Below are 14253 nucleotides of genomic sequence, written 5' to 3'. Positions count from 1 at the left end.
CAGCATGGCCAGCGGCGATCAGGAACGCCTCCGAAAGGAATTTTTTCATTCTTCGGGCTCACACTGCCGCGAGGCGTCAACCGACTTGTCAGCCCCGCCCGGGAGGATCCCTGTGAGCCTTAAGACCCGAATCACCGCTTCGCTGGCCGTTATGCTGCTCAGCTTCGTGGCCCTGGGCGGCTTCGCGCTGCAGCGCATGGCCACCATGCAGACGGTTTCCGAGAACATCACCCGCAACTGGCTGCCGGGCCTGGAGGCAAGCAGCGGCATCGCGCGCCAGGGGCTGCATCTGCGCCAGCTGGTGATGCGCCACATCGTCATGACCGACCTGGCCACCCTGCAGGCGATCGACCGCGACATCGACGCCACACGGGCCCGCGCGGGCCGCGCCATCGCCGAATATGAGCGGCTGGCGACGAGCCCGCAGGCGCGCGCCCTCCATCAGGAGCTGCTGCGCAACTGGGCCGCCTATGTCGAGCTGCTGCCGCAAACCCAGGCGATGAGCCATGCCGGGGACAAGGGGGGCGCGGCGATCCGCACCGGCGGCGTCATCCGGGAAGCCTTCGAGGCCTTCGACAAGACGCTGGACCAGCTGACGGCCTACAACATCGATGGCGCCCATGCCGCCACGGACCTGGCCGGCCGCACTTATGACACGGCGTTCTGGATGATCATCGCCGCCTTGTGCGCCGGTGCGGTGCTGGTGGCGCTGATCGGCTTCAACCTCATCGCCCGCGTCAGCCTGCCGGTGCTGCGCCTGACGGGCAGCATGGAACGCATGACCGCCGGCGACCTGTCGGTCCCGGTGGCCGACCGGGACAATGCCGACGAGATCGGTGCCATGGCCCGCGCGCTGGAGGTGTTCCGCGCCAAGGTGCAGGAAGGCGAGCGCCTCGCCACGGCGCAGGCGGAGGTGGATCGCGCGCAGCAAGAGCGCGGCCGCCGGCTGGAAACGCTGGTCGGCCGCTTCGGCGAGGAAACCAGCCAGGCCCTGGCCACGCTGCAGGGCGCGGCGCAGCGGCTGAACGGCACTTCCGTTGAAATGACCCGCAGCGCCGATGAGGGCGCCCGTCTCACCCGCACCCTGTCCACCGCCTCGGAAGGCGCGTCGAGCAACGCGCAGACCGCGGCGGCGGCCACCGAGGAGCTGACCGCCTCCATCGGCGAGATCACCCGCCAGGTCAGCCGCTCCGCCGAGGTGTCGCGCCGCGCCGTCGAGGAAACCGAGCGGACCGACCGTGCGGTGCGCGAGCTCGCCGAAACCGCCAACAGGATCGGCGATGTGGTGAAGCTGATCTCCGACATCGCCGGCCAGACCAACCTGCTCGCCCTGAACGCCACCATCGAGGCGGCGCGGGCCGGCGAGGCGGGGAAGGGCTTCGCCGTGGTGGCGTCCGAGGTGAAGTCGCTCGCCTCCCAGACCGCGAAGGCCACGGAGGAGATCGGCCAGCAGGTCGGCGCGATCCAGGGCGCCACCGGGCTGGCGGTGGAGGCGATCCGCGCCATCGCGCATGTGGTGGCCGAGATCGACCAGACCGCCGCCGCCATCGCCGCGGCCGTCGAGGAGCAGGGCGCCGCCACCCAGGAGATCGCCCGCAACATCGCCGGCACGGCGGAAGCGGCCGGGGCCGTGTCGCGGGAAACGGCGGTGGTGCGCAGCGCGGCGGAAGACAATGGCCGCGCCGCCGATCAGGTGCGGGTCGCCGCCGGCGAGCTGTCCGGAACCAGCGACACGCTGCGCCAGCAGGTGGCCCGCTTCCTCAAGGAGGTGAAGGCCGCCTGAGCCGTGCCGCGAAACGCCGCGAAAGGCGGCCATCCAGCAAGGCGAAGCCGCCCGCGATCAGCACCATGCCGGCAAGGTGGCGGGGCAACAGCGCCTCGCCCAGCACGATGACGCCGAGCAGGATGGCCGTCACCGGCACAAGCTGCGTCACCAGCGCGGAGTTGGTGGCGCCGCCTTCCGCCAGGATGCGGAAGAACAGGGCATAGGCGAGGCCGGTGGACAGCAGCCCCAGTGCCAGGATGACCAGAAGGGTCGCCCCATCCGGCCAGAACAGGTTCCAGGGCGCGTCGAACCACAGCACCAGGGGCAGCACCAGCAGGATGGAGGTGCTGGTCTGCCCCGCCGCCGCCGGCAGCGGCGCCACACCCAGCCGCCGGAAGCGCCGCCCCCAGACCGCGGCCATCGCATAGCTCAGGCACGCGCCCAGCCCCGCCAGGATGCCCGGCAACTCAGCGCCGCTGCCGTCGTCGGGCGCGAAGGCGGCGGGCCCGGCCAGCACGGCGACCCCGGCGAGGCCCAGCAGCACGCCGCCCAGGCGCGGGCCGGTCAGCTTCTCATCCCGCGTCGCCACATGCGCGACCAGGGCGGTGAGCACGGGCGTCGCCGCATTCACCACCGAGGCCAGGCTGCTCGAGATGCTTTGCTGCGCCCAGGCGATCAGGATGAAGGGGATCAGGTTGTTGAGCAGCGACATGCCGAGGCAGGCGAGCAGCACCGGCCTGGTCAGGGGCAGGCGCTGCCGCTGCATCCCCGCCAGCAGCCACAGCAGCGCGGAAGCCAGGACCACGCGCGAAAGCACCACGGTCAAAGGCGGCCAGGCCTGAACGGCGATGTTGATGAACATGAAGCTGCCGCCCCAGAGCAGGGACAGCAGCAGCAACAATCCCCACAGGCGGGGCGTCATGGAGCGGGACTCGGCGTTATTGGCATGGCGGCACCCTAGCGGCACCGCCGGCGGCCGCCACCGCCGCTCCTTGCCCGGGAATCAGCGGCGCCGGTCGAACAGCACGCCTTCCGCCTTGAGGGCCGCGATCTCCTCCGCCGAATAGCCATGGCGGCCCAGCACCGCCTCGCCATGCTGGCCGAAGCGCGGCGGCGCGGCGCGGGTGCCGCCCGGCGTGCGGGACAGCTTCACCGGCGTGCCCAGGGCGCGGAATCCGCCCAGCTCCGTCACCATGGCGCGGTGCTCCGTGTGCGGCTCGGCCAGCGCCTCATCCACGTTCAGCACCGGCCCGGCGGGCAGGCCGGCGGCGAGCAACCGGTCGCAGAGGGAATGGCCGTCCTCCTCCGACAGCCGCTCTTCCAGGATAGCGGTCAGCGCGTCGCGGTTGGTGACGCGGTCGCCATTGGTGCGGAAGCGCGGGTCGTCCGGCAGGCTGTCGAGGCCCAGAAAGGCGCAAAGCTTGCGGAAGGCGGGGTCATTGCCGCAGGCGACGAAGATCTGGCAGGTGCTGGTGCGGAACGCCGAATAGGGCGAGATGTTCGGGTGCGGATTGCCGGTCGGCTTCGGCCGCTTGCCGTTGAGCAGGAAGTTGGCGGCGTGCGGGTGCAGCAGGGCCATGCCGCAATCATGCAGCGTCATGTCCACGAACTGACCCTGGCCGGAGCGCGACCGTTCCTGCAGCGCCATCAGGATGCCGATGGAGGAATAAAGGCCGGTCGCCAGGTCGACGATCGGCGTCGCCATGCGCACCGGCCCGCTGTCCGGCGTGCCGTTGATCGACATCAGCCCGACCATGGCCTGCACGATGGCGTCATAGCCCGGCAGCCCGCCGCGCGGCCCGGTGGCGCCGAAGCCCGACACGCGGCAATGCACCAGCTTAGGGAAACGCTCCCGCAGCACGGCCTCGTAGCCGAGGCCCCATTTCTCCATGGAGCCAGGCTTGAAGTTCTCCACCAGAACATCGGCGTCTTCCAGCAGGCGCAGCAGCACCTCCCGCCCCTGCGGCTTGGCGAGGTCGAGCGCCACGGATTGCTTGTTGCGGTTGACGCCGATGAAATAGCTGGCCGCGCCGCCCAGCTCCTCGGGGCCGAAGGGAGGGCCCCATTCGCGTACCTCGTCGCCCTGGGGCGGCTCGATCTTGATCACCTCGGCGCCATGGTCGGCGAGGATCATGGTGCAATAGGGGCCGCCGAGCACCCGCGTCAGGTCGATCACCTTCAGCCCGGCCAGGGCGCCGGCGGAAGCGGCCAGGCCCTTGCCTTCGGGGAGGGGGATGGCGTCGGTCATGCGGCTTGTCTCCTGTTGAACACGCGGGCACAGAATTCGGGATAGGTTTCCAGCATCTCGTCGCAGACCGGGCCGCGCAACAGCGCCAGCTCCTCCGGCGTCGGCTCCGGGGTCAGCGGAACCGGCTCGGGCGCGTCATAGTCGAAGCCGGTGGCATCGCGCAGGCTGGCGGCGTCCTCGCCTGCATGCACGCTGTCCAGGGTGAAGCGGGCGCGCGCCGGGTCGAAGCGGAACACACCCTTGCCGGTGACCAGCGCCTGCGCCGTGCCGCGCCGGAACACGCCGGGTGCGGACACGCCGGGGGCCGAGACATGCTCGACCCGCGGCACCAGCACGCGCGTGGAATGCTCCTCGCGGAACAGGATGGTGCGCGGCGTCATCATGTACATGAAGGCGCTGCCGAAGGAGCCGGGGAAGCGCACCCCCATTCCGGGCCATTCCCCGGTGCCGATCAGGTTGATGTTGGCCTGGCCGTCGATCTGCCCGCCGCCCAGGAAGAACAGGTCGATGCGCCCCTGGCCGGTCAGGTCGAACAATTCGCGCGTGCCCTCGGTGAAGGGATTGCCGCTGCGCTTGTGCAGCAGCGACAGGCGCACTGGATGCCCCGCCTTCTTCACCAGCCAGCAGGCGGCGGCCGGGATGGGGGAGGCGGCACCCACCGCGATGTGCCGGGCCGGCGGCGCGGCGGGGTCCAGGATCAGCCGCGCCAGCACGGCGGCCAGGCGCTCCTCGGGCCGGATCGTCGCGTCCGTCATGCCACGGCCTCCGGCGCCAGCACATGCTCGGCCAGCCAGGCCTGGAAGCCCTCGGCCGTCCGGGCCGCGCGGGCATAGGCGGCCACATGGCCGTTGTCGGCGCCATATTCGTCGAGCAGCGCCACCGGATGCGCGCCCCGCTCGGCCACCGCCAGGGCGGTGATGTAGGTGGCGTTGATGGTGCCGGGGGCGAGGCGCTCATCCTCCAGCAGATTGCCGGGATGCAGGCGCTCCACCGTCACCAACGCGTGGCGCGAGGCATGCGCCAGCGTGGCGCATTCGCGGCGCCGGCCCACCCAGACATTGCCTTCGCGATCCGCCAGCACGGCGTGGAACAGGGCGAAATCCGGCTGCAGGGCGGGCAGCAGCACGATCGGGTCGCCATCATGCCCGGCGAAGGGATTGTCGATCACCTTCCAGTCGGGCCGGTTGCGCAGGATGTCGCTGCCGATCAGGCCGCGCAGCGGCATGAAGGGCACGCCCTTCTCGGCGGCCTGCAGCATGGTGTGCATGGCGGGGCAGGTGGCGTCCCGCACCGTGATGCGGCCTTCCTTCAGCGCGGCGGAGAAGCGGGGGGCGAAGCCGGCCTCGCCCAGGCTCACGGCGCTGGTTTCCACTTCCACAACACAGCCGGCGCCGATCAGCATGTCGGTGGCGAGACCGGACACCGGGACGCCGATCAGCCGCAGCCCTCGCGCGCCCTTGCGGATCAGCGCCTTCGCCAGGGCCAGCGAGGGCAGGGAATTGTCCGGCGGCAAAGCCACGCGGGCGCCGTCCGGGATGCGGGCGGCAAGCGCCTCGACAGCCTCTGGTTTCATTGCGTTCCGATCCTCCGGGGCGGCAGCATAGACTCCCTCGCCGCGAAGGCAAAAACCGGCCGGTTGACGCCGCCCCGCCTTCCATCCGACGCTGCGCGGAATGAAATGGAGGAACCGTGATGTTGCCTGAGGATGCCCCGGCACGCGCGCATCATGACATGGGCGGCGTGTCCCGTTTCGCCTGCGAGCAGGTGGACAAGAGCCACCATGAGATGACCCCGTTCGACCGCGACGTGGATGCGCTGCGCCAGGTGCTGGGCGGCACCGGCCTGTTCCGCACGGACGAGCTCCGGCGCGGCATCGAGGGGCTGCCGCCGGATGTTTATGACCGCTCTTCCTATTACCAGCGCTGGCTGTACTCGATGGTGCGGATGATGCTGGAGAAGGGCGTCATCACCGAGGCGGAACTCCGCGCGAGGCTGTCCGCATGAGCCGCTTCGCGCCGGGCGACGCCGTCAGGGTGCGCGATTCCTGGCCCGAGGCCGAGGGCCCGGTCCATATCCGGACGCCGCATTACCTGCGCGGCCGCGAGGGCGTGGTGCTGCGCCCGCTGGGGCAGTTCCCGAACCCCGAGGACCTGGCCTTCGGCCGCCCCGCGCCGAGCATCCCGCTCTACCATGTCCGCTTCGCCCAGGATTCGATCTGGCCGGAGAACCAGCCGGGCGACGAGTTCCTGGTGGAAATCTACGAGCACTGGCTGGAGGCCGCATGAACCTCACCGAAATCCCGACCGACCGGCTGCTCGCCGGCTTCCGCGGCCTGCTGCTGGAGAAGGGCGTGGTGACCGAGGCGGCGCTGCGCCAGAGCGACGAGACCATGCAGGCCGCATCCCCCGCGCGCGGCGCGGAGGTGGTGGCGCGTGCCTGGACCGATGAGGGCTTCCGCGCCCGGCTGCTGGCCGATGGCACCCGCGCGGTGGAGGAGATGGGCATCTTCCTCATCGGCGCCCCGCCGCTGGGCGTGGTGGAGAATGACGCGGCGCTGCATCACCTGATCGTCTGCACCCTGTGCAGCTGTTATCCGCGCGCGCTGCTCGGCTATCCGCCCCACTGGTACAAATCCGCCGCCTTCCGCGCCCGCGCCGTGCGCGACCCGCGCGGGCTGCTGCGCGAGGAATGGGGCACCGAGCTGCCGGCCGGAACCCGGCTGCGCGTGGTGGATTCCACCGCCGATTACCGCTGGATGGTGCTGCCGCGCCGCCCTTCCGGCACGGAAGGCTGGGACGCTGCGCGTCTGGCGGGGCTGATCCGGGACACCGACCTGATCGGCGTCACCATTCCCACCGCCTGACCGCCCTCAGGGTGGCAGGAACAGCGCCTGTTCCGCCCGCACCTCGGCGCGGATGAAGTCCCGCATGGCGCGCAGGCGCCTTGTGCCGGCGGCCGCCGCTTCCGACACCAGCCAGTAGCTGCGGGTCAGGCGCAGCGTGTCCGGCAGCACGGGGCGCAGCTGTGGGCGCGTGCGGGCCATGAAGGCGGGCAGCACGCAAAGCCCGTGCCCGGCGCAGGCGGCCTCCATCTGCGCGTGTAGGCTGGAACTTTGCAGCCGGGCGCGCAGCCCGCGCCGGATCTCGTCTAGATAGTCGAGGCCGCGCATGAACACCAGATCGTCGATGTAGCTGATGAAGGGATGCGCCGCGAGGTCGTCCGCCGAGCGCAGGGCCGGGGCGCGGGCAAGATACCCGACCGAGCCATAGACCAGCAGCGCGTAATCGGTGAGCTTCTCGCGCAGGAAGCGGTCGCTGTCGGGCGGCTGCAGGGTGATGGCGAGGTCGGCTTCCCGCCGCGACAGCGCCAGGATCTGCTGGATGGTGATCAGCTCCACCGCCACATCGGGGTTGCGGGCGGCGAAGCGCGGCAGCCGCCCGGCCAGGAAGAAATTGCCGAAGCCTTCGAGGGAGGAGATGCGCACCAGCCCCGACAAGGGCGCGTCGCCCCCGGCCAGGGCGTGCTGCGCGCGCTCGGCTTCCTCCTCCATGCGGCGGGCCGAGGCCAGCAGCGCCTCGCCGCGCTGCGTCAGGTGGTAGCCGCGCGGATTGCGCTCCACCAGCTTGACGCCCAGCGCCTGTTCCAGCGCGTCGATGCGGCGGATCACCGTGGCGTGGTCGGCCCCCATGCGGCGGGCGGCCAGCGACACGGTGCCGGCGCGGGAGACGGCCAGCAGGTAGCGCAGGTCATTCCAATCGAAGCGGCGGGACATCGGGGCCTTCGGCATTTGCGCACAGGATAACGGCGGCATTTCCTGTTTTCCGCAAGGGAGGAGCGGCCTAGCCTCGGTTCTTGAAACAAGGCCATGGGGAGGAACCATTCATGATCGCGGCCATTGCGCTGCCCGGCATCCTGCGGATCGGCGGCGGCGCCTTCGCGGAAACGCGGGCTGTCCTGGAAAGCCTCGGCCTGTCGCGGCCCTTGATCGTCACCGACCCGATGATGGTGAAGTTCGGCCTGGCCGAGCGGCTGCAAGGCCTGCTGGGCGGGGCGGCGGTGTTTTCCGACACCGTGCCCGAACCCGACACCGACGCGGTGGACCGCGCCCGCGCCGCCGTGCTGGCGGGCGACTATGACTGCCTCGTCGCGCTGGGCGGCGGCTCCCCCATCGACACGGCCAAGGCCGTCGCGGTGCTGGCGAAGCAGGGCGGCCGGATGCGGGACTACAAGGCGCCGGCGCAGAACTCCGGCCCGGCCCTGCCGGTGATCGGCATCCCGACCACCGCCGGCACCGGCTCGGAGGCGACGCGCTTTACCGTCATCACCGACAGCGAAACGCATGAGAAGATGCTGTGCATCGGGCAATCCTTCCTGCCCGTCGCCGCCATCGTCGATTACGAGCTGACGCTGAGCAAGCCGCCGCGGTTGACCGCCGATACCGGCGTGGATGCGCTGACCCACGCGATCGAGGCCTATGTGTCGCGCCGCGCCAACCCGTTCTCCGATGGCTTCGCGCTGAACGCCATGCGCGCCATCGCCGGCCATCTGCGCCGCGCCTATCGCGACGGCCAGGACCGGGCGGCGCGCGAGGCGATGATGCTCGGCGCGACGCAGGCGGGGATCGCCTTCAGCAACGCCTCGGTGGCGCTGGTGCATGGCATGAGCCGCCCGATCGGCGCGCATTTCCATGTGCCGCACGGATTGTCCAACGCCATGCTGCTGCCGGCCGTGACGGCCTATTCCGCGCCCGCCGCCGAGCGCCGCTACGCCGATTGCGCCCGCGCCATGGGGCTGGCGGGCAGCGACCGGGATGATGCCTTCGCCGTCGCCGCCCTGCTGGACGAGTTGCGCGCGCTCAACAGGGATCTCGCCGTGCCGGGGCCACGCGCCTACGGCATCGAGGAGGCGGCGTGGTTCCGCCTGCTGCCGCTGATGGCGCAACAGGCCATCGCCTCCGGCTCGCCCGCCAACAATCCGATGGTGCCGGACGAGGCCGCCATCCAGGCCCTGTACCAGCAGGTCTGGGCCGAATGACGAGGAACGCGACCATGAAGATCATCCACCACCATATCGGCGGCATCGAGGTGCCGAGCCGCACCGGCGAGCGGTCCCCGGTCTACAACCCGGCGACCGGTGCGGTGACGGCGCAGCTCGGCCTGGCTGATGCCGCCGAGGTGGATCTGGCCGTCGCCGCCGCGCGCAAGGCCGCGCCGGACTGGGCCGCGACGCCGCCGCATCTGCGCGCCCGCGTGATGTTCCGCCTGCGCGACCTGATCGAGCGGCACACCGACCGGCTCGCCTCCATCATCACCGCCGAGCATGGCAAGGTGTTGTCGGACGCCAAGGGCGAGCTGGCGCGCGGGCTGGAGGTGGTGGAATTCGCCTGCGGCATTCCGCAATTGCTGAAGGGCGAGTTCAGCGAATCCGTGGGGCGCGGGATCGATTCCGTGGCGCTGCGCCAGCCCCTCGGCGTGGTGGCGGGCATCACGCCGTTCAACTTCCCCGCCATGGTGCCGATGTGGATGTTCCCCGTCGCGCTGGCCTGCGGCAACGCCTTCATCCTCAAGCCTTCCGAGCGCGACCCGAGCCTCGCCAATGAGTTGGCCCTGCTGCTGCGCGAAGCCGGCCTGCCGGATGGCGTGTTCAACGTGGTGCATGGCGGCAAGGCGGCGGTGGACGCGCTGCTGGATCATCCGGCCGTCGATGCCGTCAGCTTCGTCGGCTCCACGCCCATCGCCGAATATGTCCATCGCCGCGCGACGGAAGCGGGCAAGCGCGTGCAGGCGCTGGGCGGCGCCAAGAACCACATGATCGTCATGCCGGATGCCGATCTGGACCAGGCGACGGATGCGCTGATGGGCGCGGCCTTCGGTTCCGCCGGGGAACGCTGCATGGCGGTGTCGGTCGCCGTGCCGGTGGGGGAGCGCACCGCCGGCGCGCTGATCGAGCGCCTGTTGCCCAAGGTGCGCGCCCTGCGCGTCGGGCCGGGCACCGACCCGGAAGCGGAGATGGGGCCGCTGGTCACCGCCGCGCATCGCGACAAGGTCGCGGGCTACATCGAGGCCGGCGTGCGGGAAGGCGCCGAGTTGCTGGTGGATGGGCGGGGCCTGATGCTGCAGGGATATGAGGAAGGCTTCTTCCTGGGCGGCACGGTGCTGGACCGCGTGAAGCCGGGCATGGCCTGCTATGACGACGAAATCTTCGGCCCCGTCCTCGGCATCGCCCGCGCGGATGATTTCGAGGCGGCGCTGGGCTTGGTGAACGACCATGAATTCGGCAATGGCGCCGCCATCTTCACGCGCGACGGCGACACGGCGCAGGCCTTCCTGTCGCGCGTCAAGGCGGGCATGGTGGGGGTGAACGTGCCGATCCCGGTGCCGATGGCGTTCCATTCCTTCGGCGGCTGGAAACGCTCCCTGTTCGGCGACCACCACGTGCACGGGCCGGAAGGGGTGCGCTTCTACACCCGGCTGAAGACCGGCACGGTGCGCTGGCCGAAGGGCATCCGCGCCGGCGCCAGCTTCACCATGCCGGTGCATGGCTGAGGCGGTCAGGTCAGCCGCCATCCTTTGACAGCATGGCGGCGACCCGCTCGGCCAGCGCGGCGATGGAGAAGGGCTTGGTCATCAGCTGCAAGCCCGGCTCCAGCGGCGCCTGGCCGATCACCGCGTTCTCGGCATAGCCGGTGATGAACAGCACCGGCAGGCCGGGCCGGCGGAGCCGCGCCATATCCGCCAGCTGCCGGCCATTGGTGCCGCCCGGCAGGCCGATATCCGTGACCAGGAGGTCGAGCCGCTGTGCCGTGTCCAGCAGCGCAAGGCCGGAGGCGGCGTCCTCGGCCTCCAGCACGTTGTAGCCGCACTGCGCCAGCGCCTCGGTGACCAGCAGGCGGATGGTGGCCTCGTCATCCACCACCAGCACCACCTCGCCTCCCACGGGCGTCACGGGCATGTCCGAGGCCGAGGTGGCGGTTTCGGCTTCAGCCGTCCCGGCATGCACCGGCAGATGCAGCTGCACCGTGGTCCCGAGGCCCGGAATGCTGGCGATGTGCGCCTGCCCGCCGCTTTGCCGCGCGAAGCCATACACCATGGACAGTCCGAGCCCGGTGCCCTGGCCCATGGGCTTGGTGGTGAAGAACGGGTCGAAGGCACGCGCCGCGACATCGGGCGCCATGCCGCTGCCGGTGTCGGCGGCGCTGAGGCGGACATAGGCACCAGGCGCCAGGCCCAGCGCCGCAGCCGCTTCGCCTTCCAGCCGCACCGCCGCCGTGGTGATGCGCAGCGTGCCGCCCTCGGGCATCGCGTCCCGCGCATTGATGCACAGGTTCAGCAGCGCATTCTCCAGCTGGTGCGGGTCGCACAGCACCGGGGGCAGGGAGGGCGGGCCGATGACATCGACCCGGATATCCGGGCCGACGCTGCGGCAAATCATGTCCGCCATGCCGGCGACCAGCGCGTTCACCTCAACCGGGCTCGGGTCGAGCGTCTGGCGCCGCGCGAAGGCCAGCAGGCGGTGCGTCAGGGCGGCGGCCCGCGCGGTGGCGTCCTGCGCCGTGATGATGTAGCGCTCCAGCCCTTCCTGCCGCCCGGTGGCCATGCGCAGGGACAGGATCTCCAGACTGCCGCTGATGCCGGTCAGCAGGTTGTTGAAGTCATGCGCGATGCCGCCGGTGAGCTGGCCGATCGCCTCCATCTTCTGGCTTTGCCGCAGGGCCTCCTCGGCCTCGCGCAGGCTGCGGGTGCGCTCCTCGATGCGCTGTTCCAGCGTTTCGTTCAGCTCGCGCAGCTGCTGCTCCGCATGGCGGCGGGCGCTGACGTCATGCGCCATGCCGATCAGTCGCACCGGCTGACCATTCTCGAAGAAGCACTGCCCGGCGGCGGACACCCACCGTTCCACCCCGTCCGACAGCCCGATGGTGCGGTACTCGGTGACATAGGCGCCGGAACCGGACGGATCGAGCGCCCTGCGCACGGCGGCGTCGGCGGCGTCGCGGTCCTCCGGGTGCAGGCTGACCAGGAAGCTGCCGGCATAGCTGACCGGCGCGCCGGGCTTTATGCCGAACAGGGCACGGCAACGGTCATCCCACAACAGCGTGTTGCTGGGGATATGGTAGTCGAAGGTGCCGAGGCCGGCGGCGGCGGTGGCGAGGCGCAGCCTTTCCTGGCTTTCGCGCAGCGCCTGTTCCGCCTGACGCCTGCGGCTCAGATCGAGCATGGCGCCGATCATGCGGGTGGCGCGGCCGGCATCGTCGCGGATCACGAAGCCACGGTCCAGCACGTCGGCGTAGCTGCCATCGGCGCGGCGGAAGCGGTATTCCTCGGTCCACTGGCTGCCCTCGCCCCCGATCGCGGCCTGGATGCTGTGGTGGATGCGTGCCCGGTCCTGCGGGTGAATCTGCGACAGCCACCAGTCGCCGTCATGCGCGTGGCTGGCGGGGGCGTGGCCATAGGCGGCTTCCAGCGCCTCGTTCCACAGCACGCTGCGGGTTTCCAGGTCCCAGTCCCAGATTGCGTCGTTGGTGGCGCGGGCGGCCAGGCGGTAGCGTTCATTCGCCGCTTCCAGCGCCCGCTGGGCCAGGTGTTCCTCGGTGCGGTCCCGCATCACCTTCAGGAAGCCGGTGAGATGCCCGGCCGCGTCCCGCAGGGGCGCTACCTCGCCACGGCCCCAGAGCCGGCTGCCATTCTTGCGCATGTACCAGCGATTGCCGGTATCCTGCCCCTTGAGAAGGGCTCGCTGGCGCTCCGCCTGCGGATGGCCGGCCTCGCGGTCCCTGGCGGTGAAGACCCGCCCCACATCCCGGCCCAGCATCTCGGCCTCACCCCAGCCCAGGAGCCTGGCCGCGCCCGCGTTCCAGCTGGTGACGGCGCCTTCGGGGCTGGTGGTGATGATGGCGTAGTCGACGGCGCTTTCCAGGGCCTGGCGCCGCAGCGCCTCCGCCGTGTTCTTTCCGGCGGCGCCGCGAAGCGCGATCCGGTCGCAGGCCTGGCTCGCCAGGCTGCGCAGAAAGGCGCGCTGCTTCGCATCCAGCCCCATGGGCCGGGGCGCGGTGTCGATGATGCAGAACAGGCCGATGGGCTGGCCATCCACCAGCAGCCGCTGGCCGGCGAAGAAGCGGATGCCCGGCCTGCCGGTGACCAGGGGGCTGCCGGCGAAGCGCGGGTCACGCGCCGCATCCGCCACTTCCAGCCCGTCCGGCGCGAGCAGGGCGCGATCGCAGAAGGCATCGCGCGGCGTTTCGCGCCGGCCGAGGCCGATCTCCGCCATGCTCCATTGCCGCCCGGCATCCACCAGCTGGATGGCCGCCAGGGGCACGTCGAAAAGCTGCGTGGCGAGCCTGGCGAGTTCGTCGAAGGCCGGTTCCGGCGCGGTGTCCAGAAGGCCGGTCCGGTGCAGCGCCGCCAGCCGCGCCGCCTCCTCCGGTGGAAAAGGCCGCTCGCTCAGCGTGCTGCTCCGTGTGCGACATCAGGGCAAGGCATCCCCAAGGTATAGGGGCGGCGGTCCCTGCAATGAAACAGAATTGCCGCCGCCGCTGCTCAACCCAGTGTTGCCGTCAGCAACTCCGCGCTGCGGCCATTGGCGATGGTCGCCGCGCGCCCGTCCCAGGAATGGCCGCCCATGCGGGCGAAGGCGTGATCCACGCCGGGGTAGACATGCAATGCAACGCCGCCCATGCCGCCCAGGGCGGCCTGCATGGCGTCACGCGCCGCTTCCGGCACGAACCGGTCCTTTTCCGCCACATGCAGCAGCAGCGGCTTGTGGATCCGGTCCTTGCCGTCCAGCAGACCCTCGATGCCGACGCCATAATAGGAGATGTTGCAATCGGCATCCGATTCGGTGGCCATCATGAAGGCCAGCCTTCCGCCCAGGCAGAAGCCCATGGTGCCGGCCTTCCCGTTGCAGCCCGGCAGCACCCGCGCCGCAGCCAGCGTGGCCTTCAGGTCCTCGATGCCCTTCTTCTGGTCGAACCGGTTCATCAGATCGAAGGCGCGGTCCCATTCGGCCTTCGTGGCATCGGTGATGTCGACGCCGGGCTCGATGCGCCAGAACAGGTCGGGGCAGATGGCGATGAAGCCCATATCGGCCACCCAGTCGCACAGCGACCGCATGGCGTGGTTCACGCCGAAGATTTCCTGGATCATCACCACGGCGCCGGCGGGCACCTGTTTCGGCATCGCCAGATAGGCGCCGAAGCTGCCGCTGCCGTCGGAAGCCTGGATGGTGATTTCGGGCATGGCGCGTT

13 protein-coding genes are annotated in these 14253 nt (G+C 70.5%); 6 read left to right on the top strand and 7 right to left on the bottom strand.

The genetic code is table 11. The annotated features are described in order from the left end of the window. The first annotated feature begins 112 nt into the window (after nt 1–112). Nucleotides 113–1783, top strand: coding sequence for a methyl-accepting chemotaxis protein (locus F0Q34_RS10580; protein ID WP_149812193.1), 1671 nt, complete (start codon nt 113–115; stop codon nt 1781–1783). Here F0Q34_RS10580 and F0Q34_RS10575 read toward each other — a convergent pair. From F0Q34_RS10575 to F0Q34_RS10560, 4 genes are all read right to left on the bottom strand, one after another. Beyond that, on the bottom strand, nt 1761–2687 hold the full coding sequence (locus F0Q34_RS10575) for a DMT family transporter (RefSeq protein ID WP_149812192.1): 927 nt from the start codon (nt 2685–2687) through the stop codon (nt 1761–1763). The genes F0Q34_RS10580 and F0Q34_RS10575 overlap by 23 nt on opposite strands. An 81-nt stretch (nt 2688–2768) precedes the next feature. Continuing rightward, nucleotides 2769–4013, bottom strand: coding sequence for a CaiB/BaiF CoA transferase family protein (locus tag F0Q34_RS10570; protein WP_149812191.1), 1245 nt, complete (start codon nt 4011–4013; stop codon nt 2769–2771). Then, nucleotides 4010–4768, bottom strand: a complete 759-nt coding sequence (locus tag F0Q34_RS10565; RefSeq protein ID WP_149812190.1) for a CoA-transferase — start codon at nt 4766–4768, stop codon at nt 4010–4012. The genes F0Q34_RS10570 and F0Q34_RS10565 overlap by 4 nt, the downstream gene beginning before the upstream one ends. Further along, on the bottom strand, nt 4765–5586 hold the full coding sequence (locus tag F0Q34_RS10560; RefSeq protein WP_149812189.1) for a CoA transferase subunit A: 822 nt from the start codon (nt 5584–5586) through the stop codon (nt 4765–4767). Before F0Q34_RS10560 ends, F0Q34_RS10565 begins: the two co-directional genes overlap by 4 nt. Before the next feature lie 119 nt (nt 5587–5705). Between F0Q34_RS10560 and F0Q34_RS22635 the strand changes: the two genes are divergently transcribed. From F0Q34_RS22635 to F0Q34_RS10545, 3 genes are read left to right on the top strand one after another with little or no spacing between them, the layout of a single operon-like run. Beyond that, the gene (locus F0Q34_RS22635) at nt 5706–6017 is read left to right on the top strand and encodes an SH3-like domain-containing protein (RefSeq protein WP_149812188.1); all 312 of its coding nucleotides are present in this window, start codon (nt 5706–5708) and stop codon (nt 6015–6017) included. Beyond that, nucleotides 6014–6298: an SH3-like domain-containing protein gene (locus tag F0Q34_RS22630; protein ID WP_149812187.1), complete on the top strand. Its 285-nt coding sequence runs from the start codon at nt 6014–6016 to the stop codon at nt 6296–6298. Before F0Q34_RS22635 ends, F0Q34_RS22630 begins: the two co-directional genes overlap by 4 nt. Further along, complete coding sequence (locus F0Q34_RS10545) at nt 6295–6876, top strand: nitrile hydratase subunit alpha (protein ID WP_149812186.1); 582 nt, start codon at nt 6295–6297, stop codon at nt 6874–6876. The genes F0Q34_RS22630 and F0Q34_RS10545 overlap by 4 nt, the downstream gene beginning before the upstream one ends. A gap of 6 nt (nt 6877–6882) precedes the next feature. Here F0Q34_RS10545 and F0Q34_RS10540 read toward each other — a convergent pair whose 3' ends face one another. Continuing rightward, nucleotides 6883–7785 carry a LysR family transcriptional regulator gene (locus tag F0Q34_RS10540; RefSeq protein ID WP_149812185.1) on the bottom strand — a complete coding sequence of 301 codons (903 nt, stop codon included), beginning with the start codon at nt 7783–7785 and terminating at the stop codon, nt 6883–6885. A gap of 110 nt (nt 7786–7895) precedes the next feature. Here F0Q34_RS10540 and F0Q34_RS10535 point away from each other — a divergent pair, with 110 nt between their 5' ends. Both F0Q34_RS10535 and F0Q34_RS10530 read left to right on the top strand, forming a co-directional pair. Beyond that, complete coding sequence (locus tag F0Q34_RS10535; RefSeq protein WP_149812184.1) at nt 7896–9047, top strand: iron-containing alcohol dehydrogenase; 1152 nt, start codon at nt 7896–7898, stop codon at nt 9045–9047. A gap of 14 nt (nt 9048–9061) precedes the next feature. Continuing rightward, nucleotides 9062–10558, top strand: a complete 1497-nt coding sequence (locus F0Q34_RS10530; protein WP_149812183.1) for a CoA-acylating methylmalonate-semialdehyde dehydrogenase — start codon at nt 9062–9064, stop codon at nt 10556–10558. Nucleotides 10559–10568: 10 nt separating this feature from the next. Here the strand turns inward: F0Q34_RS10530 and F0Q34_RS10525 are convergent, their stop codons facing one another. After that, nucleotides 10569–13388, bottom strand: a complete 2820-nt coding sequence (locus F0Q34_RS10525; RefSeq protein WP_277755277.1) for a PAS domain S-box protein — start codon at nt 13386–13388, stop codon at nt 10569–10571. Nucleotides 13389–13546: 158 nt separating this feature from the next. Further along, nucleotides 13547–14245 (bottom strand): dienelactone hydrolase family protein, encoded by a 699-nt coding sequence (locus F0Q34_RS10520; RefSeq protein ID WP_149812181.1) that lies wholly within the window; start codon nt 14243–14245, stop codon nt 13547–13549. Between the last annotated feature and the right edge of the window lie 8 nt (nt 14246–14253).

Origin of the sequence: Teichococcus oryzae (assembly GCF_008386565.1) — a bacterium.
Taxonomy (GTDB): domain Bacteria; phylum Pseudomonadota; class Alphaproteobacteria; order Acetobacterales; family Acetobacteraceae; genus Pseudoroseomonas; species Pseudoroseomonas oryzae.
This window is presented reverse-complemented; position numbering and strand designations above follow the sequence as displayed.